Origin of the sequence: Spirosoma sp. KUDC1026 (assembly GCF_013375035.1) — a bacterium.
Classification (GTDB): Bacteria; Bacteroidota; Bacteroidia; order Cytophagales; family Spirosomataceae; genus Spirosoma.
Window position 1 is genome coordinate 242,588 of the sequence record NZ_CP056032.1, and the last position, 22,638, is coordinate 265,225.

17 protein-coding genes are annotated in these 22,638 nt (G+C 52.6%); 10 read left to right on the top strand and 7 right to left on the bottom strand.

Annotation, left to right across the window (positions count from 1 at the left end; translation table 11 throughout):
- Positions 1-3 precede the first annotated feature (3 nt).
- The 5 genes from HU175_RS01035 to HU175_RS01055 all read left to right on the top strand — a co-directional run bounded on the left by HU175_RS01035 (position 4) and on the right by HU175_RS01055 (position 6,232).
- A complete protein-coding gene (locus HU175_RS01035) occupies positions 4-789 on the top strand; it encodes a LytR/AlgR family response regulator transcription factor (protein ID WP_176564818.1) in 786 nt (261 codons plus the stop codon).
- Between the two features lie 4 nt (positions 790-793).
- The gene (locus HU175_RS01040) at positions 794-1,999 is read left to right on the top strand and encodes a sensor histidine kinase (protein WP_176564819.1); all 1,206 of its coding nucleotides are present in this window, start codon (positions 794-796) and stop codon (positions 1,997-1,999) included.
- Between the two features lie 279 nt (positions 2,000-2,278).
- Positions 2,279-2,638, top strand: a complete 360-nt coding sequence (locus tag HU175_RS01045) for a hypothetical protein (RefSeq protein WP_176564820.1) — start codon at positions 2,279-2,281, stop codon at positions 2,636-2,638.
- Positions 2,639-2,775: 137 nt separating this feature from the next.
- Positions 2,776-5,838 (top strand): lantibiotic dehydratase, encoded by a 3,063-nt coding sequence (locus tag HU175_RS01050; RefSeq protein WP_176564821.1) that lies wholly within the window; start codon positions 2,776-2,778, stop codon positions 5,836-5,838.
- Positions 5,839-5,878: 40 nt separating this feature from the next.
- Positions 5,879-6,232, top strand: a complete 354-nt coding sequence (locus tag HU175_RS01055) for a YraN family protein (RefSeq protein WP_176564822.1) — start codon at positions 5,879-5,881, stop codon at positions 6,230-6,232.
- Here HU175_RS01055 and HU175_RS01060 read toward each other — a convergent pair.
- The gene (locus tag HU175_RS01060) at positions 6,229-6,717 is read right to left on the bottom strand and encodes a hypothetical protein (protein ID WP_176564823.1); all 489 of its coding nucleotides are present in this window, start codon (positions 6,715-6,717) and stop codon (positions 6,229-6,231) included. The genes HU175_RS01055 and HU175_RS01060 overlap by 4 nt on opposite strands.
- A 225-nt stretch (positions 6,718-6,942) precedes the next feature.
- Here HU175_RS01060 and HU175_RS01065 point away from each other — a divergent pair, with 225 nt between their 5' ends.
- A complete protein-coding gene (locus HU175_RS01065) occupies positions 6,943-8,391 on the top strand; it encodes a S41 family peptidase (protein ID WP_176564824.1) in 1,449 nt (482 codons plus the stop codon).
- 62 nt (positions 8,392-8,453) lie between these two features.
- Here HU175_RS01065 and cobU read toward each other — a convergent pair whose 3' ends face one another.
- From cobU to HU175_RS01080, 3 genes are read right to left on the bottom strand one after another with little or no spacing between them, the layout of a single operon-like run.
- Positions 8,454-8,957, bottom strand: coding sequence for a bifunctional adenosylcobinamide kinase/adenosylcobinamide-phosphate guanylyltransferase (gene cobU / locus HU175_RS01070; protein ID WP_176564825.1), 504 nt, complete (start codon positions 8,955-8,957; stop codon positions 8,454-8,456).
- Complete coding sequence (locus HU175_RS01075; protein ID WP_176564826.1) at positions 8,920-10,038, bottom strand: ABC transporter ATP-binding protein; 1,119 nt, start codon at positions 10,036-10,038, stop codon at positions 8,920-8,922. The genes cobU and HU175_RS01075 overlap by 38 nt, the downstream gene beginning before the upstream one ends.
- On the bottom strand, positions 10,035-11,123 hold the full coding sequence (locus HU175_RS01080) for a FecCD family ABC transporter permease (protein ID WP_176564827.1): 1,089 nt from the start codon (positions 11,121-11,123) through the stop codon (positions 10,035-10,037). Before HU175_RS01080 ends, HU175_RS01075 begins: the two co-directional genes overlap by 4 nt.
- A 221-nt stretch (positions 11,124-11,344) precedes the next feature.
- Between HU175_RS01080 and HU175_RS01085 the strand changes: the two genes are divergently transcribed.
- Together HU175_RS01085 and HU175_RS01090 are read left to right on the top strand one after the other, a co-directional pair.
- Entirely contained in the window at positions 11,345-12,820 is a 1,476-nt protein-coding gene (locus HU175_RS01085) for a TonB-dependent receptor (RefSeq protein WP_176564828.1), read from the top strand.
- A 64-nt stretch (positions 12,821-12,884) separates the two neighbouring features.
- Entirely contained in the window at positions 12,885-13,175 is a 291-nt protein-coding gene (locus HU175_RS01090) for a hypothetical protein (protein ID WP_176564829.1), read from the top strand.
- 300 nt (positions 13,176-13,475) lie between these two features.
- Here the strand turns inward: HU175_RS01090 and HU175_RS01095 are convergent, their stop codons facing one another.
- The gene (locus HU175_RS01095; RefSeq protein WP_176564830.1) at positions 13,476-15,443 is read right to left on the bottom strand and encodes a TonB-dependent receptor plug domain-containing protein; all 1,968 of its coding nucleotides are present in this window, start codon (positions 15,441-15,443) and stop codon (positions 13,476-13,478) included.
- A gap of 358 nt (positions 15,444-15,801) precedes the next feature.
- On the opposite strand from HU175_RS01095, the gene HU175_RS01100 reads away from it, so the two are divergent.
- The gene (locus HU175_RS01100) at positions 15,802-17,703 is read left to right on the top strand and encodes a family 16 glycoside hydrolase (protein WP_176564831.1); all 1,902 of its coding nucleotides are present in this window, start codon (positions 15,802-15,804) and stop codon (positions 17,701-17,703) included.
- 22 nt (positions 17,704-17,725) lie between these two features.
- Positions 17,726-19,876 carry a plastocyanin/azurin family copper-binding protein gene (locus tag HU175_RS01105; protein ID WP_176564832.1) on the top strand — a complete coding sequence of 717 codons (2,151 nt, stop codon included), beginning with the start codon at positions 17,726-17,728 and terminating at the stop codon, positions 19,874-19,876.
- Between the two features lie 442 nt (positions 19,877-20,318).
- Here HU175_RS01105 and HU175_RS01110 read toward each other — a convergent pair whose 3' ends face one another.
- Together HU175_RS01110 and HU175_RS01115 are read right to left on the bottom strand one after the other, a co-directional pair.
- Positions 20,319-21,416: an SDR family NAD(P)-dependent oxidoreductase gene (locus tag HU175_RS01110; protein ID WP_176564833.1), complete on the bottom strand. Its 1,098-nt coding sequence runs from the start codon at positions 21,414-21,416 to the stop codon at positions 20,319-20,321.
- A 29-nt stretch (positions 21,417-21,445) separates the two neighbouring features.
- On the bottom strand, positions 21,446-22,603 hold the full coding sequence (locus HU175_RS01115) for a zinc-dependent alcohol dehydrogenase (RefSeq protein WP_176564834.1): 1,158 nt from the start codon (positions 22,601-22,603) through the stop codon (positions 21,446-21,448).
- Positions 22,604-22,638: the final 35 nt, after the last annotated feature.

Sequence of the window (22,638 nt, forward strand, 5' to 3'; positions counted from 1 at the left end):
ACTATGAATCAATCCCTGCGCTGTTTCATCATTGACGATGAACCCCCGGCTCGGGAGCTTATCGAGAAATTCGTTCGCCGGGTTCCTTTCCTGGAAATTATCGGTACGTGCAGCAATGCGGTCGATGCGCTTTTTCAAGTACAGCAGCTACAGCCGGACCTGATCTTTCTGGATGTAGAAATGCCGGAGATGACAGGCTTCGAGTTCATTCGGTTACTACCCGCCAAACGTCCGGCCATCATCATGATTACGGCCTATCCACACTACGCCGTCGACGGGTTCGAACACCAGGTGGCTGACTATCTCCTGAAACCTGTTTCGTTCGAGCGGTTTATGCGGGCTATCAATCGGGTAGTGGGCAACCAGCCCATTCCGCCGGCAAGTCCCCCGGTGGCCCCCACTCCGGACGTACTTTCATCCCCGGTGGCTACTCCCTCCGATAACGTCGCAGAATCAGGTCCGGTCAGTAATTTTCTGCTGGTGAAGGAGGATAAGAAGCTGGTTCGGCTCATGCTTGACGAGATTGTTCTTATTGAAGGCCTGAAAGACTACCTGAAAATTCATACGACCAGTCGGTCGCTGATTACGCACATGACAATGACCAAGATCGAGAGCATGCTGCCGGCAAATCTGTTCCTGCGCGTCAACCGATCGTATATTGTCCGGCAGGGGGCCATCCGCGAAATCGACGGGAATCAGATTATTACCACCGATGCCCGAAAAATTCCGATTGGTATTACGTACCGGGAATCTGTGCTGGAGGCATTGAAAAAGAACCAGGTCCGGTAAGCAGATGGCAGGGCGCTTTAGCTTATTCCAGATCACGCGCCGTCGTCAGATCGGGTTACATCTGCTCATCTGGCTGGCCGTCTGGTTGCTGATCCGGTACTATTTTGCCGTACGTATCTTCAGCGACAACGACACCGTTGTTCAGCTTGGATCTTACCTGGTGTTTGCGCAGACAGTAGCGGTCTACTACGGCATCGGGCACGTGATATTCCCCCGCTTTCTGTACAATCTGAAACTTATACCGCTGGCCACTGCGCTGGTACTGTGTTATTTCCTGGTTTACGTAGCGAATTTCTACGGTTTTCAGGCGTTACAGCCGTTCAGCAATGGCTACCAGACCGGACAACTCTCGTACGTAGAGCGCATCTGGACAAACCTGATGCAGCCGGGCGGTCTGTTCGGTTGCTTTACCAGTCTGAAACTGGCTCTCTGGAATTACGGGTACAGCCTGTTCTTTGTCAGCGTCCTGCTTTTTATAAAAGCCTTCCGGGATACGATAAACTACCAGAACCGCCTGTTGCGGCTGGAGCGGGACAAGCTGAGTCTGGAAAGCCGGAGTCTGCAATTGGAACGGGATAATCTGGCGCTCGAACTCAACTTTCTAAAAGCTCAGATCAACCCGCATTTTCTCTTCAATACGCTCAACAGCATTTATACCCGTACGATAGACGTTGACGAGCAGGCGGCCGATCTGATTCTGAAACTATCCGATCTGATGCGGTATGGATTATATGAGTCCAACGTAGAAGCGATAGCACTGGCCCACGAACTGGATTATATCCGAAATTACCTGGGGCTGGAAGAAGCCCGGTATACCCAGCAGCAAACAGAGATCACCTTCACCGCTACTGGCAATTTTGATCAGTACCAGATTGCTCCACTCCTGCTGATTTCGTTCGTCGAAAATGCGTTTAAGCACGGCGTCAACCTAAACCGTACCAGGTCTTTTGTGCACGTAGCGGCCGCGCTGAACGGCAATACGCTGCATTTTACCGTTCAGAATACTATTCCGACTACGTCTGGACTGGCCGGCCTGCGCCCCGCTACCCCCCAATCCGGTGGCGTTGGCCTGGATAACGTACAAAAACGACTTGATCTGCTGTATCCGGGCCGTCACCAGTTAACCATACAGAAAACAGCGGAGCTGTTCGACGTGCAGCTTTCTCTACAACTGCAGCCGTTTGGCCAGCCAGTCGTTTCGTCCCTTTAATTCGTTCGCCTGCTCCCCGTACGCATTGGTCGAAAATACGCCCCAGCTCGTCTAAATAAGTTGAGGAAAGGAGTGGATTGCCCCTACATTCGTTTCAGCGAAAGCAACCACGTATCTCCTCAACTTTAACACATTATCCGGTATGCACCCACAATCTACGTCCTCTCCGCTAACAGTAAAAAAAGAAAGACTGGTTAACCTGAGCAATATGCACGGTGCTGGTTCATCGGTTAAATCGGGATTTCTCTGTGACATCATTAATACCCTCATCACACATTGATGTACCGTTGCCTTCTCATCAACCGTTGGTGGCAGGCGGACAATCCGCTCGAGCGCTACATTCTACGCACCGGCTGTCTGGATCTGGCCTGGGCCGGTGCGTATTCCGATGAAGCGCTGCATAAATTACAGACTGACGTATACGACCTGGTATTTGTTAGTCTGCCAGCGCCGGAGTACGTAATCCCCGAGCCGTTTCTGCTTGCGTTACGCAGTCAGCCCGCTCTTATTGCAACGGCGCTGTATCCTGAGTCGGTTTTCGACTCCTATTACCTGAGGCCCCTGTCTTTTCTGGAAGAACCTTTTTCGCCGGGTCAGTTCGAACAGGCAATCAACAAATATTTACTACAAGTAAAATAAGTATATTTCCTGTTATCGTTTTGTCAATTTAAAGCAATACAGAATATACTAAATTTAATGAGTAGTATTTGATACTTTGCTTTGATTCCTGATAAGGAGCCGCTTATTTACGGCAGTATGTAACTTATCCTCTAGCCATGATTCGTAATGCTGGTTTTTATCTGTTTCGACGGCCTACTAATTCGATCGACGCACTACAGCAGTTCCACCAGACACTTACGACCCAATCCATCGATGAAGCACTACGCAGCTGGTACAGTTGTCCAGCTGCACAGGAAGCTCTGTACGTAGCTTCTCCAAGTCTGTATGACCGCTTCCTGCGCTGGCAGGCGGGTGAATCCGTTTCCGAAGCGGAGAAGTTACAGACAACGCTCTACAAGTACCTGATCCGGATGAGCACCCGCTGTACACCTTTTGGTTTATTTGCGGGTTGCACCACAGGGCGCATCAACGGCAGTACGAACCTCCAGCCTCGCCCGTCGGCACCGGTCAGCCTACATACCCGCCTTGACATTGAGTGCCAGATTGCGCTGAAAGACTGGCTAATCAACCAACCCATCGTCCGCCAGCAACTGTTGGTTTACCCCAATTCGTCCCTGTATCCTGTCAGCAATACGTACCGGTATATCGAGCAGCAGCGAAGCGGTCAGCAACGACACCATTTCATCAGCGCCATCGAAACAAACGATTATCTGGTACAACTGCTTGAACGGGCCGCATCGGGCGTAACACTGACGGCTCTGCAGCAAAGCCTGATCGACATGGGGGTTGCTCCCGATCATGCGCAAACTTATCTGGAACAGCTCATTGAGAATCAACTGCTGGTTTTTGAGATTGAGCCAACCCTGACGGGACCGGACTACCTCCATCTATTAATCGGGAAAATAGCGTCGTTGGCAGGAACAGATTTGTTAACCAGTCAACTACAGGTACTTCGTCAATTCCTTGATCAGCAAGACAATCGACTGGCCGCATATCAGCAGATTCGGGGCTGGCTACAGCAACGTGGCTACGCAGCCACCAACGCCACGACGGTGCAGGTTGACACGTTTTTTCCGGACGCCCAGCATCAACTCAGCAATCGGGTTGTTCAGCAACTGGAAAAGACGATTGAGAAGCTGGCAGTATTGAGCAAACCTATCGTCTGCCCGGATCTGGATACGTTCAAACACCGATTTTACCATCGCTACGAAGATGAAGAAGTTTCGCTGGCGCTGGCACTGGACCACGAAGCAGGCGTAGGTTATGGGCATCAGTCGGCGCTGGGCGTTGGGTATGCACCGATGATCGATGATCTGGCTTTGACGACACCGGCCACCAGCTCTCAAGCCGCATCAGATAGCTGGTGGCAGTCATTCCTGCTCGACAAGTTCACGCAAACGCTGCGAAATCAGCAATCAGAACTTCTGCTAACAGACGTAGACATCGACCAGCTGAGCCGCCATCAGACAACGCCACCAACGGCGCACAGTTTTTATGCGTACGGAAACCTGCTGGCCAGTTCCGATGAAGCCATTGACCAGGGAAATTTTCAGTTCAACATGCTGGCCTGCGAAGGCCCATCCTCGGTCAACCTGCTGAGCCGGTTCTGTTCTGGCGATGCCAGGTTGCAGGAATTAGTACAGACCTGCCTGAAGGCGGAAGAACAGCACCATCCGGATGTCATTTTCGCCGAGATCGTTCACTGTCCCGACTCCCGGGCCGGCAATATCATGAGTCGCCCTGGTCTGTACGCTTACGAAATTCCATATCTGGGCAAATCCTCGCTGCCGGCCGACCAGCAGATTCCGATTCAGGACCTGGTCGTTTCCATACGTAACAGCCAGGTTATTTTACGCTCGCGTCGCCTGAATAAGCGGGTTATTCCCCGCCTGTCCAACGCTCATAATTACCACGATGGCCTGCCCGTTTACCGATTTTTGTGCGACTTACAGCATCAGGATGCCCACCTGCATATTCGCTGGGACTGGAGCCTTCTACATCAGCAGGCCTATCTGCCCAGAGTTCGCTACCGGCAGGTCATTCTGAGCCGGGCGACCTGGCTGCTACAGCGCGTGGATTTCAAACACCTTTCGGTAGTCGACACCGCCGAAAAAATGCGGGCGCTGGGAATCCCGCAACACGTCTTTATTGCATCGGCCGACAGCGAATTATTCATTGATAGTCACGTTCCGGCCTCGCTCCAACTGCTGGTTCAGGTACTACGCAAACAGGAAACAACCCGACTTATTGAATGCCTGGTACCGCCAGTTACGCACGCAGACAACCCTGTTCCTCCCCGGTTTCTCCACGAGATTATTATCCCGCTCTGTAACCCGGACGCGCCCCGGATTCCGGGTTTACCTCCCCAGCCGGTTACGATGCCACAGCGCCGGTTCTCGATCGGGAGTGAATGGCTGTATCTAAAACTGTACGTGGGCGAAAAGTCGGCGGATACGGTACTGATTAACGGCCTGTATCCCGTGATCCAGCAACTCCTGGAGAAACGAATTATCAGCCAGTTTTTCTTTCTCCGGTACAATGACCCCGATCCACATTTGCGGCTTCGTTTTCGGGGAAATCCACATATGGAATTCTACTCGCACGTTATCCGCGCCATCGAGCAGATTCTTCATCGCTACGTACAAGGCGGCATTGTCCACAAAATCCAGGTCGATACGTACCAGCGGGAGCTGGAACGCTATGGAGTCGATCAGATTGATCGCTGCGAAGCTCTGTTTTGCACCGACAGCCTGGCTACGCTGCATTTTCTGGATCGTACGGGTGACGCCTGCGATGAACAGATCCGCTTTATGTTTGCCATCAGCAAAATCGATCACCTCCTGATCGAAGCCAACCTATGCCTGTCCGAACGGCATGCGCTGCTACAGATCCTGAAAGACAGGTTCTTTCTGGAATTTAACGGTGACAGCGCCTTACGCAAACAACTCAACGAAAAATACCGGCAGTACCAGCCCGACATGAAGCAGGTACTCGGTCAACGTAACGGCTCATCCGGCAGCGATCAGACAACCGAGCTCTATCTACTGGCAACTGAGCTTTCGGACCGAAATGTGCTGTTTTCAATCCTGAGCAGCCTGATCCACATGGCGGTCAACCGCCTGTTTCCGTACAAGCAGCGTGCCTATGAATTAATCATTTACCACTGTCTGACAAAATATTACGACTCCACGCTGGCAACCAGCCGTTTGACGGTTTGAGAATTTAGCTATTTTACCGCTGCGTTCTATCAACACCACTATGGCTCAGCATAACGAAACCGGCAAACAGGGAGAAGCCGAAGCCGTCCGGTTTCTGGAAGAAAAAGGCTACGAGATCATTGCCCGTAACTACCGGCATCAGCACGCAGAAATTGATCTAATTGCCCGAAAGGGGAAGATGCTGATCTTTGTGGAAGTGAAAACGCGAACGAATCTCAGTTTTGGCAACCCGGAAGAGTTTGTCTCCTACACCAAAGCCAAACTGGTAATGAAAGCCGCCGAACAGTACGTCTTTGCCACGAACTGGACGCACGATCTGCGGTTTGACATTGTGGCCGTTACGCTGTCGGACAACGAACGACGGATCAAACACGTCGAAGATGCTTTTTATTAGTTATCCGACAGTCGCCGGATGCTGTTCAGGATGGTCCGGGCGTCGGTTTCAGCCACGTCGTCCTCGTTGTCGAACGTAATGGCGACAAAGAAATTTACGTTACTCTCCGGGTCGAGCATCCCCGCCAGAATGATCCGGTCTTCGCCGATGCGCCCTTCTACATAATGCCCTTCCAGACCGTTGGGCTGGATAGTCTGCTGCTCGCGGATATTCTCCATTTTCAGCGCGGCAGCGGCTTCGTTTGTCGCTTCACCCAGCTCGTCGGCCGATACGTTTTGTTCGAACGTATCGAAGGTAATTGACATGCCATCGCCTTCCAGTTCGAACTCCTCGTTGGTGTTCTTAAGCACGTTGAAGTCGTCCGGTACAGTAACCTGTAGTTTATAGGTTTCCCAGACGCAGTTTTTATCGACCAGCCGAAACGCGCTGAGTATAAACAACAGCAGCACGGTCAGCATTGACCAGCGTATAGTTTTTACGTTCATAAGTTAGTCGGAATCAGTTTTGAACCAGAAGCAACGGGTTTCTTGCGCAAAGAACGGTGATTTAGCGGGATTCTGCCAGCTAATGGGGTAAACCCCGGCAACCAGCAACCATACAGGCGCTTTAACCAAAAAATAATTGGTATCCAGAAGCCTTATTGTTAATTTTTTTCGACGATTCGGCGTTTAGTAGTAACAAACGATCTCCTGCTCAGTAAACAACAATTTATGAACACATTTCACGTCGGACGCTCGCTTTTGCTTACGCTGATTACGGGTTCTGTTTTAGTAACTTCCTGCAAAAAAGAAGCAGACACGATTACGCCGGCGGCCACGGCGACAGTACCCACTAGTACTACGACGGCAGGCGTTAACGATTGGATTCTGGGTAACATGCAGTATTACTACTACTGGAGTGACAAGATTCCAGCGAATCCAGATAAGTCGTTATCGCCCGATAAGTTCTTTAGCTCGCTGTTGTACACCTATAACGCCACTACCAATCCAACCGGCGACCGGTTTTCCTGGATTCAGGAAAGTGCCGACGATTTGAAAGCTTCGCTGAGTGGTGTCAGCAAGACGGATGGTCTTGAATTCAAGCTTTATCTGCGCTCATCAACCGGCGACGATATTGTTGGCAAGGTTCTTTATGTATTAAAAGGCTCTCCGGCTGAAAAAGCGGGCCTGGCACGGGGCGACATTTTCTATCAGGTCAATGGACAGACCTTGACGAGGGCGAATTACTACGACCTGGTTTACGGAGCCAGCGATACAAAAACGTACACACTGGCAAAGATTGACGGTACGTCCATCGTCAACACAACGACGACGAAGCAAACAACGCCGATTGTGTTCCAAGCGAACCCCGTCTATCTGGACTCGGTATACACCGTTGGCAGTAAAAAAGTAGGTTATTTTGTCTACAATCAGTTCGTTACCGGACCAAGTGGCCCTAATGACCGTACGTACGATACGCAGGTTGATAACGTCTTCGCAAAATTCAAAGCGCAGGGCGTTACGGATCTGATTTTAGATTTTCGGTACAATCCTGGTGGATACGTATCATCGGCGCAAAATCTGGCCAGCCTGATTGGTAAAGGTATTGATGCCTCGAAAATATTTTATCGGCAGGAATACAACAAACAGCTCACCGAGTATTATCAGACCCAAAAAGCCAATGCGTTCAACGGCTATTTTGTGCAGAAAGCATCAAACATTGGTAATAGTCTGAATAACTTGATTGTTCTGACCACCAACGGCACAGCCTCGGCCAGTGAACTGGTTATTAATGGGCTGAAACCATACATGCCGGTTACGATTATTGGTACGACAACCTATGGTAAGAATGTTGGCTCCTTCACGATTTCTGACGACAAAGGCAGATACAAATGGGGGATGCAGCCCATTGTGACCAAGTCGTTCAATTCGCTGAATCAATCGGATTATTCAACCGGTTTTACACCAACGATTGAGGTGAAAGAATACACGAACGAAGTCTGGCGGCAGTTGGGCGATACGCGGGAAACCATGCTTAGCACAGCCCTGGCCCAAATTTCTGGTTCGGCGCGGGTAGTTACCCAATCAACAGCGCCTACCTATGAGGTAAGTTCTTCCATCGAACGGAAAGCGGGCGGCAGCAACATGTTCTTCAACGGACAGCTACCTGTTCTTCCCTAAGCAAAGCATACATGTTATGTGCGAAAGACGGCTTAAAAGGCCGTCTTTCGTTTTTTGAGGAATTACTTCAACCGCATCGGCAATCCCGACACCATAAAAATAGCCTCGTCGGCTACGCTGGCTACGTATTGATTAGCCCAGCCCTGCAAGTCGGTGAATTTCCGGCCAAGCTCCGTATCGGCATGCAGACCCATCCCGATCTCATTGGAGATAATCAGGAACGTAGCAGGTATCTCCCGAAGTTTATCCAGATCTGCTTTGAAGGCTGCGAGTGTCTGGTCGATGTCGTTCTGATTCGCCATAAACAGATTGGTCAGCCAGAGCGTTACGCAGTCAATCACAACGACACGGTCAGCCAGCGGCAGCTGGTGCAAATCCAGTTCTGACTCGTGAGTTGTCCACTCCGGCCCCCGCTCGTTGCGATGGCGCTGCACCCGCTGGCCAAAATCATCATCCCAAATCCGGGCCGTGGCCACATATACCGGCGAATCGCTAAGCTGACGGGCACGCTCCTGCGCAAACCGGCTTTTACCGCTTCGCGCTCCCCCCGTTACGTAAATAATCATACTCCTCGGGTAAATCCTCGTTTGTTGTATTACCTGATATAACCGGTCCTTTCAGCCTTTGCAGAAAAGCCAGCACCTGTTCGACACTATTGAATTGACGCGTTTCGCCTACATGCCTACATGTCCAGTAGGGCGTATCACCTACCCGAATCGCGTCAATCGTGCAAGTAGCCGTAGCGGTTTGATTGACTTGAAAATCCTCACGTTGCAGTGCCCGCCGAGTCCAGAAAACTAATCCAGCGTCGCCGGTTACGGTAACCGACGGGCCGACGCTGTCGGCGTGAATGGTGAACGAGCCAGTTTCCTGATCGAAATAGAATCCGGCGTGGGCATCGTGACGGGCAAAGGTAGCCTCAAACGTACCGTCCAGCACCAGATCTTCCGGCGTCCCAGTAGCCAGCTTACCACCGGGGGCAAGTAACCAGAGCCGGTCAGCAGCCTGTAATGCCAGGTCCAGTTCATGCGTCGACAGAAGAATGGCCTTACCCGTCTGGCGGGTGAGCTGGTGTAGTAACCGCATCATCTCAACTCGGTTGGGCAGGTCCAGATGGGCGGTGGGTTCGTCCAGCAGAATGAGATCCGTATCCTGCGCAAGGGCCCGGGCCAGCATCACTTTCTGCCGTTCACCATCGCTTAGTTGATCCACTCGCCGATCCTGGTATTGCAACGTATTGGTCATGCGCAGAGCCGTTTCTACTTTCTCCAGATCCTCAGCGGTGCTACGTCCCAGCCAGCCGGTATAAGGTGTCCGGCCCAGGGTTACCAGCTCCCGCACCCGTAGATTTCCCGCGTCAACCCGCTCGGCCAAAACCAGGCTCATGTTGCGGGCCAGTTGCGCCGGGGCTACGTCATTCAGCTCCTGCCCGGCCAGTTTTGCCACCCCACCGAGTCGGGGCTGAAGCCCAGCCAGCGTGCGCATCAGGGTTGATTTCCCGGCTCCGTTCGGCCCCAGCAGGCAGACCAGCTGCCCCGGCCATACATCCAGCGTGAGCGATTCAGCCACTACGCGTCCGGCCTGTTTACGACTACTATACCCGATTGTAAGATTACGGGCTGTCAGGATTGGTTGTGATTCGTTCATGCGAAGGCCGCCCGCAGGTTCGTTTGACGCACAATGATCCAGATCACGACGGGGGCACCCAGCAGCGACGTAACGACGTTGATGGGTAGTACCGACTGCGTACCAGGTAACTGAGCCAGGCTGTCGCAAAGGAGCATCAGTACCGTTCCGATCAGGCAGGTCGCCGGAATCAGAAGCCGATGATTGGCACTATCAAACAACGAACGGGTCAGGTGTGGTACCGCTATCCCAACAAACCCGATTGGCCCGCAAAAAGCGGTAATGCTGCCCGTTAGCAAACTCGTACTGATCAGGATAAATAGTCGGCTCCGGCCAACGTGGAGGCCCATACTCCGGGCGTAGTTTTCGCCCAGGAGCAAAACGTTCAGCGATTTGGACGAGGCAAAAGCCAGGACAAGTCCGGTCAAAACAGTACCGCCCAGCACCAGCAAGTGACTGTCGACAACGCCCCCCAGCGAACCAAACGTCCACATCAGGTATTCCTGCAACTGTTCGGGCTGGCTGAAATACTGCCAGATGCTAACGACCGACAACGTAATGGTTCCTACCATAACCCCCACAATGAGCAGCACCACATTGTCGCGCAGCCGCCCACCGATGGTCAGTACCAGCAGCAACACCAGCGCCGAACCCAGCGACGCCATCAGCACCAGCAGCCAGCTTCCCGAAATACCAAGTTGACGAATGGCGTACAGGCTGGCGCTGCTTCCACCCCCGAGCATCACCGCAGCCACGCCCAGCCCTGCCCCCGCCGTAATACCCAGCTCCGAGGGCCCGGCCAGGGGGTTTCGGAACAGCGCCTGCATCTGCAAGCCGCTCACCGACAGGCCACAGCCCACAACGACGGCAGTGACAGCTTTAGGCAGTCGTATTTTCTGGATAATATAGAGCCAGGCCGTGTTTTCCGATCCCTGGCCCAGCACAATTTGGGTAACGTCTTTTAAAGGAATCGATACGGCTCCTATTGCAATATCCAGTAAGAAACAGAAGAACGCCAGAATAAACAGCCCAGGCAACAAAAATTGGCGCCAGGTGGGTTGTATAGGTAGTTCCGTCCGTTCAGTCGGGATAACGGGTATGTTCATGTAAATGATCTTGACAATTTGCCAACCATTTGCTGGTCAATTTACGTTAACTTACTAGTAACGTTCACTGGTAAAAGTATAGGCAAAAGTACGACAATATAGAGCCGTAGATTCGATACCCGGCAATCTGGCTGATGCCGACAAGGAACAGGGGCAGGGCTGCTCATCTCTATGTTTGTGCGTTTGTATGCGTATCTTTAACCAGCTAAGTATCCAACACGATGTACGAAAAGAATATAGGCACGAAGCAAAAAGCACTACGTATTAATCTGGATCGCCGGATTTATGGCTCCTTCGCCGAGATCGGTGCGGGCCAGGAAACGGCCGCTATGTTTTTTAAAGCCGGCGGTTCGTCGGGTACCATCGCTAAAACCATGTCGGCCTATGACATGACCTTTAGTGACTCCATTTACGGGGTCGAAGAGAGTGGACGCTACGTTGTCGAGTCTCGGCTCGTTAAAATGCTGAGCAAAGAATATAGCCTGCTGGAAAAGCGACTTGCCGAAAAACGTGGTTCCGAAACCACGTTTTTTGCATTTGCGAATACGGTGGTCGCGCTGAACTATCAAAAAACCAACGACGCCCACGGCTGGATCGGCTGCCGGTTTCAGCTCTCTCCTCAGTCAGGTTACAACGACGTCATCATCCACGTCAGAATGCTGGATAACGAAAACGTTGTGCAGCAGCAGGCACTGGGGATTATTGGCGTCAATCTGATCTACGGCGCTTTCTATTACGCCAAATCGCCCGAAACGCTGGTTCTCTCGCTTATGGATGACTTGACGCCGGATCGTATTCAGATCGACATGATCCGGTTCAGCGGCCCTGATTTTGCGGACGTCGACAACCGGCTGATGAGCCTGCACCTGGTTCGCAATGGCTTTACGGATGCGGCCCTGTTTGGCCCCGACGGGCAGGTGCTGCAGCCCTCGGAAGCGCTGTACAAGAAAAACATTCTGGTGATGCGCGGACGGCTGCGGCCGGTTACGAACGTCCAGATGGATATGATCGAAAACGGCGTCAAACAGTTCAAGGCCGAGCATGATGTCGACGAAAACCGGGTCGTATCCATTGCCGAGCTCACCCTGCACAACCTCAAATCGAGCGATCAGAGTATCGACGAAAAGGACTTCCTGGACCGGGTAGATATTCTCTGCTCCATGGGCCAGACCGTAATGATTTCCAACTATCTGGAATACTACAAACTGGTGGCCTACCTGGCCCGACTAACGCGGCTCAAGATCGGGCTCGTTGTTGGGATTCCGAATTTGGAATACATTTTCGAAGAAGACCACTACGAATTTCTGCCGGGGGGCATTCTGGAATCATTTGCTACGTTGTTCAGCCGAAAGGTCAAACTGTTTGTTTACCCAACCCTGCGCAACGACGCGGTTTATACCTGCAACGAATTTGAGCTTTCCCCCACAATGGAACCGCTGTTCCAGTACCTGGTGCGGAACGACAAAATCGAGGATATCACCGATTACAACGAGGAAAATCTTCACATCTCTACCGACCGGGTGCTGGAAATGATTCAGCAGGGCGAAGATGGCTGGGAACAGATGGTACCCGAACGGGTCGCCCAGCGAATTAAGGATTACTGTCTCTTTGGCTACCCCTGCGAAGTCGACTACGTCCCCATCGGGCAGCAGGTTCGGCAAAAACAGGAAGAGCAACTGACACCCGACTCTCAATAAAAAAGGTCCGCTGTTCGAACAGCGGACCTTTTTTATTGCAGCAGTAAAGAACGACTAGTTCGTAGTGCTGGTCATGGTCGTCGACGTAGCCGACGTTGACGCAGCCGATGTTGACATTGGCATCGAAGCAGAATCAGACGACATCATCGTCGACGAAGAATCCGTCGTCATGGTCGAATCGGCCATCATCGTCGTGGTCGAATCCCCTGGAACGGTCGTGGTTGATTCCGAAGATTTGTTCGAAGAGCAAGCCGTCGTCATAGCAACAACCGACATCGTAAACAGAGCAGATTTGATAAGCGATTTCATTATTCTGGTTGATTTTAAAGTTCTTGGACCTAAGTTTCCTCGTTAATACCTAAAATTCGGAAAGGTAACCCACTAAATACATCAGGTTTAGCGCATTAGCCTTACAAATTCTACCACTACCGTAATGATCCGGCCGGGTTATTACGGTAGTAACCAGGAGAGAAAAAGATACCGCCCCCGCATCGGCCCTTGGACTTCAGATCACCAGCCTGATTTCGTTGCTGGTTAGCAGCCTGATTACTCTTATGCGGCATCAGGTGCGGGGTGGGCGAGAGTTTCAGAAGCCCGGCGGGTCATACACAACAACGCTGGTTTTACTTACACGGTCCTGTAGTCCTGTTTACACTTAGTTTTTCCGGAATTGCCAGCGCAGGCCACCCATCGCCCAGCGACCAGGCATCTGTGCACCGAGAATATCGGCGTATTGCTCGTTAAAGAGGTTCTGGACTTGTGCCGTTACGTATACATTGGCCAGCACGGCAAATTCAGCTCTCGCGTTAAATACTTTGTAGTTGGCCGTCAGCTGCCGGTTGATGGCTTCCACAGCCGCCTGATTCCGGACTTTGTACTGCCCCGTCAGACCGAGGTTAAACCGGCCAGCGGTTAGTACCAGGCTACTGTTTACCTGATGACGCGCAAAGCTGGCCAGGTACTGAGAAACAACCGGACTGGCCGTATTCAGGAGCGTGTACCCCCCAATAAAGTCGATTGTTGACTTGTCACTCAGTTGTTTTTTGATCCAGAGTTCAACCTCAATACCGCGCGTCTGCACACTAAACAGATTCTGCGCGAGTCGGTACATCCGGTCGGCAGCTACGTTGGTCAGACCCGTCTGCCGAATTACGTCGGCCCCCGATACACTTACGTAATCGATCAGGTTACTGCCGTTACGCAGGAAACCCGTTGCTTTTACGGTAACCCCCGAAGCAGGCATCCAGTCGGCGCCAAGTTCGGCGTTCAGCGCCCGCTCGGCCTGTAGATTTGGTAGCCCAATGTTCCGACCCGCCGACAGGGGGCCGGGCAGGTTGTTGGACGTGTACCGTTCTGTAAAATCGGCCGCCCGGATACTTTTCCCCACCGAGCCACGTACCACCAGCTGCGCCAGCGGAGAGTAACTCAGGTTCAACTGCGGTACCAGCTCCCGCCCGAACGACTGATCCCAGTCGAAGCGCAGACTTCCCGTGGCCGTCAGCCCAAAGCTGGTTTGCGTTGTCAGGATACCAAAGGCGCCCCAGTGCCAGGTGGTATGGTCGCCCCGGTCGTTAGACTGGATTTGCCGGTTATCATACTGGCCACCCACGCTCGCTTTCCAGCGGTCGCTCAGCTGCATAAAATGGTTTAACTGCGCCAGCGAGAACTGCATCCGGTGGTTACTCGGTACGAACGTCGGGCTGGGGTTAAACACGTAGCGATCCGTAGAGTAGATATGCGTAAACTGCAATTCGGTCTGCTGTTTGGCACTTTCCTGAATTCGCAGTTGGCCCTGGTATAGATTCCGTAGCGTTGTCTCACGCGCCAGATCGGCCGTGCTCGTTGTGTAGAACCACTGCGCGTTGAAATCCCGCCGATCGAACGCAGCCCGGGCCGCCAGGCTGATTTTTGGTGTAAAGCTGTAGCTTCCCGACAGCGAGTACGTTTTTAAGTCGACGTCGTTCCGCTGCGTGCTGGGCGCGGCCAGTGCCTGACCGGGCGTTGTATTGATCAATACGCCCCCCCCTACGCGCAGTTTTTCGGTTTGCCGGAAGCCCCCCGCGTTAACGTTCCAGAGATTCCACTGCCCCCGCTGCACGGTGGCCTGTCCTTCCGTAGTCTTTGTTTGCTGCGCCCGGGCGGCAAACGTTTTCGTGACGATATTAATCACACCGCCCACGGCATCGGGGCCATACACGGCAGAGCCAGCGCCCCGTACAATTTCGATCTGCTCGATCTCGGCCGGTGTAATGGGGAAATAACCCGCGAAATGGCCCGTCAACGGGTCGTTGATTCGCATACCATCAATCAGAATCAAAACCTGGTTGAACGTACTGCCCCGCAGAGTAATATCGGCCTGAGCGCCGAAGCTCCCCCGGCTCTGTACGTCAATCGACGGCAGCACCCGTAACAGATCGTCCAGCGAATTGACCGGGAAGCGGCTGATCTCCCGGCCGGGCAGGATCGTTACGTTACGTCCCAGCTCGGCGGCTGTTTGCTGCAGTCGGGAAGCCGTTACGTAAACGGGAGCCAGATTTTTTGTCGTGTCGGTATTTGTTGTCGACTGAGCCTGGATCATTGCGGGAAAGAACCCCGTTAGCATCAGCGTAAAAAATCGAATCATGTAGGTCGGGTATAAGTACCCATTGGTAAAACGCCCGCAAAAATGAATGAAAAACCCCGATGATTCGCTCGCTGGTCAAAAAGAAAGTAGAATGGCTAGGATGTTCTGAAGGTTGCTTTAGTACTTTTTTAACCGCAAAACGAAATTAAAGCCTTGATTAGTGGTGAAATTTCGTTAAAATATAAGAACTTTCCGGAAAAAACTACGATTCCGTTTCGGCAGGTTTATAGGGCGTTTCTTTCTTTTCGGTTTGTACTCTTTCTGTTGTCAGTGGTCTCTTCCAACCTGCGTAGCTAGTAAGTAATCCACAGCGAAAAACGCCTTTTCTACCAATAATCCTTTACTTCATTTTCATTTTATGCAACACAAACCCTGGTACTGCCTGCTGTTTCTCCTTGCCTGTGCATTCAGGACAGCGGCACAAACCGACGAATTACCTTACTCCACCATACCGTTGCAGACCATGCAGGGCTTTCTGGCCACCGGCTCCAACTGGCAGCTGGCGGGAGACGTTTATTACGATGTGAACAAAGCGGGCAAACCCAGCCTTGGCAAAGGCACGGGTATTCTGGTCAACCTCCCAACAGCCAAAGCCAACGACCCGATCAGCACCAGCCTGCAGCACGGCGATCTGGCTCTCGAAATAGACGTCATGCTGGAGAAAGACGCCAAAGCCTTACTGCTGCTTCAGGGTCGGTACGGTCTTCAGCTGGTCGATAGCTGGGGCACCAAAACGCCGACGGTTAGTGACGGTGGCGCTATTGAAGAACGCTGGAACGAGCAGGGTACTGCTGGTCAACAGGGCTACGAGGGCCACGCGCCCGCTCAGAACGTAAACCGGGCACCGGGTCTGTGGCAGCATTACAGCATCGTGTTCCGGGCGCCCCGCTTCGACGCGCAGGGCCGCAAAACGGCCAATGCCCGGTTCGTGAGCGTCAAACTGAACGGTGTTACTATTCACGAAAACATTGAACTGACCGGCCCGACTCATTCGGCTGTCGCGCAGGACGAGAAAGCAACGGCTCCACTCGTCATCAAAGGGCAGCAGGGATCGCTGGCGGTACGTGACATCCGCTATAAAGCATACGGTACCGAACCCGTTACGTTGTCGAACCTCAAACTGCAAACCTACGAAGGTAACTTCCGATCGTTTGCCGATCTAAATGCGCAGACTCCACGCCGGGAAATGGTGATCGATCTGCTGGCGCACCGGGGTACCGGCAGCCTGGATAAATTCGGAGGGAAAATCACCGGAACCATTCACTTACCGACGTCGGGAACGTATCTCCTCAAACTGAACCTGAGCTGGATTCCTGCCGAAACGAATCCTGAACGCCCCAACGGCGCGGGTATGCTCACCATCGACGGCAAGAAATTACTCGATATTACAGGAAAGAACGGCGGTACCGCTGTCCTGACGACACAACTACAGGCTGGTGATTATCCCGTTGAGCTGACGTATTATAAAACCTATAAGTTATGGTACGCCAAAGGCGATGACATCAGCCTGTCGGTCGAAGGACCGGGCGTTCAGTACACGACGCTTAACGAAGTAATCCGGGCCGAGGAACCCGTGGGACAGATTCGCCTGCGCGCCGACAATGAAACCACCATGCAGCGGGGTTTTATGAACCATAACGGCAAGAAGCATACCCATACGATCGCTGTGGGCGAACCCGGCCGGGCGAGTTACAGTCTCGACCTGCAAAAAGGTGAACTATTAGCTATCTGGCGGGGTGATTTCCTGGAAACGACACCCATGTGGCATGGTCGGGGTGAAACGCAGCTGGCCGTACCGCGGGGCAGCGTGATCGAGTTACCCGGCAAACCGTCGCTGGCGGTGCTGGCGAACGAGCAGGCAGCCTGGCCCGACTCCAACGCAACCTATAATAACATGGGTTATGATATCGACAAAGCTGGTCGGCCGGTCTTCAAGTCAATGCTGGGTACGGCTTCCGTCCGCGAGTCGATCACAACGGCCGACGAAGGACGGAAATTAACCCATACGTTTACAGTAACGCCGGGCGTCGCCACGCCGGGCACAGACTCTCCTAACGAAATCTGGTGCCGGGTGGCCGCGGGTAACGACATTACCCAGCTGCCCAACGGCCTTTACGCCGTCAATGGCAAACAGTATTTTGTCGAGCTGGCAGATAAAGAAAAACCCGTTATCCGAACCACGGCCACAAACACAAAAGAGCTGCTGCTCCCCGTCAGCGCTAAAAAAGGCAATGTTGTCTCCTATTCCTTTATCTGGTAGGCCCTACCCCATTCGTCGATTCATGAACAAGCCATTTTTTCCCATACAGTCACTGCTAAAAACGGCGCTGCTGACGGCGGGGATTACCTGCACCAGTGGACTGCTTTTTGGTCAGATTCAGTCGAAAGACGGGTTGCCCGTTAGTTCGAGCAGCAAACAGCCGGCCCCTCAGCCAAAAGGGCTGGCCAAAGTCCAGGCGGATCCCGAGAAAGAAGATGATTTTTATAAACTGATTTCGCTGCCCGTTCCGGAAGATATTATTCTGGAGGTAGGCGGGATGGTTACCCTGCCCGACGGTAACCTGGCAATTTGTACCCGGCGGGGCGAAGTCTGGATGGTATCGAACCCGTACATTGCGGGCTCAGCCCAGCCTACCTACAAACGTTTTGCCTACGGCCTGCACGAACCGCTGGGTCTGACGTATCGCGACGGGGCCATCTACGTAACACAACGTAGCGAGATCACCCGCCTGCGCGATACCGACGGCGACGGTAAGGCTGATTCGTACGACAAGGTTTATTCCTGGCCACTGTCGGGTAACTACCACGAGTATTCCTACGGTCCTACGTTTCTTCCCAACGGCAACATGCTCATTACGCTCAATGTGGGCTGGAGCAATAGTTTAGGGCATGGCGTAAGTCTGGCTCCCTGGCGAGGCTGGACCATCGAAGTTGACCCACAGGGAAAAATGACGCCTTTTGCGGCTGGTATGCGCTCACCGGCGGGTTACGGCATGAACGCAGCCGGTGATTATTTCTACACCGAAAACCAAGGTGACTGGGTTGGTTCGGGCCGGATCTCGCAGGTGGAGAAAGGCGATTTTCTGGGCAATGCCGAGAGTCTGCGCTGGACGGACCTGCCGGGTTCTCCGCTGAAAATTAAACCGCAGGATGTCCCCAACACCGGCGAACCGCTCTATGACGTAGCGAAAAACTTTAAAGCGCTGAAAGCGCCCGCCGTCTGGCTGCCCCACGGTATTCTGGGCATCTCGACCTCGGGGCTGCTGACGGACAATACGAACGGGAAGTTTGGCCCGTTTGACAACCAGCTTTTTGTGGGCGATCAGGGTCAGAGTATCCTGTCCCGCGTCGATCTGGAAAAAGTAAAAGGCGCCTACCAGGGCGTGGTTTTTCCCTTCCGGGAAGGTTTCTCATCGGGGGTACTACGCCTGGTCTGGGGACATGATGCCTCCATGTTTGTAGGCATGACCAGCCGAGGCTGGTCGTCGACGGGTAAGGAGCTCTTCAGTCTGCAACGGGTGGTCTGGACGGGCAAGATGCCGTTCGAAATGCGAACCATTCACGCTATGCCCGACGGTTTTGAGATTGAGTTCACCGAACCCGTCGACCAGGATCTAGCAGCTAATCCGGAGACGTACAAAGTGACTGGTTTTTCGTATAAGTACCACTCAACCTACGGCAGTCCGGTGATCAACCGCGCCAACTGTCCCATCAAGGGTGTTGTTGTGTCGAAAGATGGTCTGAAAGCCCGGCTCGTTGTCGACAGTCTGCGTTTGGGCTACATCCATGAAATCAAAACGGACGGTCTCCGCTCTGACAAGGGCCGCGCCCTGCTCCATGCGGTAGGCTATTACACGCTGAATAACCTGCCCGATGGCGAGAAGCTGAACATTGCCCAGGCGGCTCCTAAACACGATCATTCGGCGATGGCGATGAATACGTCAAAACCGGCGGCAACGACGACGAAGGGCAAAACAACGGCTAAACCGGCCGCAGCAAGCAGGACCGCTGTTAATGCCGGTCCAAAACGGGTTACCGAAATGCCAGCGGGCTGGGGTGAACCTGATTTCACAATCAATATGGGTACCAAACCGGGCCTCAAGTTTTCGGTAGAACAGTTTCAGGTGAAGGCCGGCAGCAAGGTGCGGGTCGTGTTCAACAACGAGGACGACATGCTCCACAATTTCGTGGTCGTGCAGCCGGGCTCAGCCATTCAGGTGGGTGAGCTGGCCATGAAGCTAGGACTCGAAGGGCAGGAACGTAACTATATACCGACAACGGATAAAGTCCTGCACCACACGAATCTCCTGCAGCCTAATACCAGCGAGTCCATTTACTTTGTGGCTCCTGATAAGCCAGGCGATTATACGTATGAATGCTCGGTTCCGGGGCATTTTTACGTAATGCAGGGCACTATGAAAGTGACAAAATAAATTTACTAATTACTGGCTGTCAATTACTTAAAAACGGGGTAGTTACTTAGTGTAACTACCCCGTTTTTAGTATATGTTAGTTACTTTTTAAAAAATTATGGTAACACTGCGAAAAATAGTAGTTCATTTTTTCATGGGACGAAAAATAATTCAACAGTGTAGCGAACGGCCTTCCTTAATGTTTACAAAACCCGCGGTTTGTAACGTTGTGATAGGATTTATAAGCGGGTACACCAAGACAAGAAATTAACACGATCTTACTAAATCTACAGACTAAGTATCTTTGTTAGGCGGTAGATCGATCAGGGCGTCAGCCTAGCGTATACGCATAAAAAAGGGCGTCTTTCGACACCCTTTTCTATGGCCGGATTTTAATGATATACTACTCAGATTCTACCGAATTTACTCGTCAGTAGGTAGCCTTCGGTACGTCTGCTGGCGTTTAGGCCAGTGCTTCTTCCACGCTGGCTTTTGCGTTATATAGTGCTCCCTTTACGGAATCAACCAGGCCAGCCGGTGAGTTATCCACTTTGCCTTTTGCACTCAGCACTGATCCTTTCACGGAATCAACAGCGGCTGCCGATGAGTTCTTCAATCCGCTGAGCGCCTTGTTCGCTTTATACCGGTATTTCACTTTGTCGTAAGGGCTGCTCTGCCGGTAAGCGAAATAAATGCCGGCCAGCAGGCCAGCTACGACGCCAATCCCGATCGCTACGTTTACGGCTGCATTTGTTGATTCATCTTCCGATTCATCTTTGGGTGTCATATCCCGGCGGACGCCTTTGGCCAGCAGCGGATCGGGCAGTACGTGCGCCATAGCTACCCGGGCTTTATTTGTCCAGCCAGCTACGACGTGATCTTTCCCCTGCATCAACGCTTCGTAGCCTTCTTTGGCAACCGCAGCCGGATCAGCTGTTTTCGAGGGGTCCGCCCCTCTGACGTGAGTGGCACCTGCTTTCTGGAAAAAGTCGGTATTGGTGGCACCGGGCATCAGCACCGTAACCGTTACGTTCGTTCCCTCCAGCTCATTCCGAATGGCCTCGCCAAATGATTTGACAAAGGCCTTCGTTGCACCGTACACAGCCATCATAGGGTTCGGGAATACCGACACTTCAGAGCCCAGCAGCAGGACTTTACCCGAATTACGGGCAACCATGTCTTTCAAAAACAGCTTGGTCAGGTGCACCAACGACGTAGCATTGGTCTGGATGATAGCCAGTTCCTGCTCGATGTCGGTTTCGGTAGCAAACTTGCCGTAGGTTCCCTGCCCGGCGTCGTTTACCAGAATATCAATCGTGGTTCCTTTCGTTTTTTCGTAAATGGTCTCTGCCGCTTTCGGGTCAGCCAGATCCTGCGCTATCGTCATGGTTTTTACACCAAACTGCTCCTCGTATTCTTTTGCGATCAGATCGAGACTTTCGCCCGAACGGGCTACCAGTACCAGGTTATGGCCGTCTTTTGCAAACAGATTCGTGAGTTCACGGCCAATGCCGCTGGTTGCTCCTGTGATCAGGACTGTTTTTCCGGTTAGGTTTTCCATTGTTGAGTTTACTAATTGATTAACTGTTATTAAGGTTTCAGAACGACCTTGGTGCAGTCGTCTTCTTTATTCTTAAACATATCATACGCCCGTGCGGCTTCAGACAGCGGCAGGGTATGCGAGATAATATCGTCCAGGACAACTTTACCCTGCACTACCAGATCCAGCAGGTGATCGATATTTTTGTGGACCTGCGACTGACCGAAACGGACCGTAACGCCTTTGTCGAACATCCGGCCAACCGGGAAGTTGTCGAAAGGGGTTCCGTACACACCCACCACCGACACGATACCACCCCGCCGAACTGCCTGCATACACAACTCCAGTACTTTGGGCGTGCCTTTTTCCAGATTCAGAACGGCCTTTGCCTTATCCAGCAGCGATCGATCAGCTTCCATGCCCACGGCGTCCACGCAGACATCAGCCCCACGGCCCTGCGTCATCTGTCGTATAGCTTCAACTACGTCAACCTCGTTAGGGTTTATTGTTTCTACCTTGTTGACCCGTTTTGCCCGTTCCAGCCGGTAATTCAGCGGGTCGATGGCAATGACCCGGCCAGCTCCCTGTATCCAGGCCGATTTCTGGGCCATCAGTCCCACCGGACCCGATCCGAAGATGGCTACGGTTTCACCCCCGCGCAGTTCACCCCACTCGATCGAACTCCAGCCCGTCGGGAAAATATCCGTCAGAAACAGTACCTGTTCGTCGGTCAACTCTTCCGGTACGTGCCGTAATCCGTAGTCAGCGTAGGGCACCCGGACGTATTCCGCCTGACCGCCATTGTAGCCGCCATACAGATCTGTGTACCCAAACAGACCACCCCCCTTTTCGGTCAGCAGTCCGCCGTCTGGCCCATAGTGTTCGGGATTTGAGTTCTGGCAGTGCATCTGCAGATTATGATCGCAGAAAAAGCACTTGCCACAGGCAATCGTAAACGGTACCACGACCCGATCGCCCTTTTTCAGATTCGTAACGCCGGACCCGACATCTTCTACAATACCCATGAATTCGTGCCCCAGTACTTCATTCTGAAGCTGGGGAATAAATCCGTCGTAAATGTGCAGATCAGAACCGCATATAGCAGTTGAGGTAACGCGAATAAGCGCGTCCCGAGGATCTTCAACGCGGGGATCGGCCGTGTTTTCAACCCGGATATCACCAATTTTATGGAATACGGCTGCCTTCATATACTGGAGTGCGTTTACTGACAGGTTTGGTAACG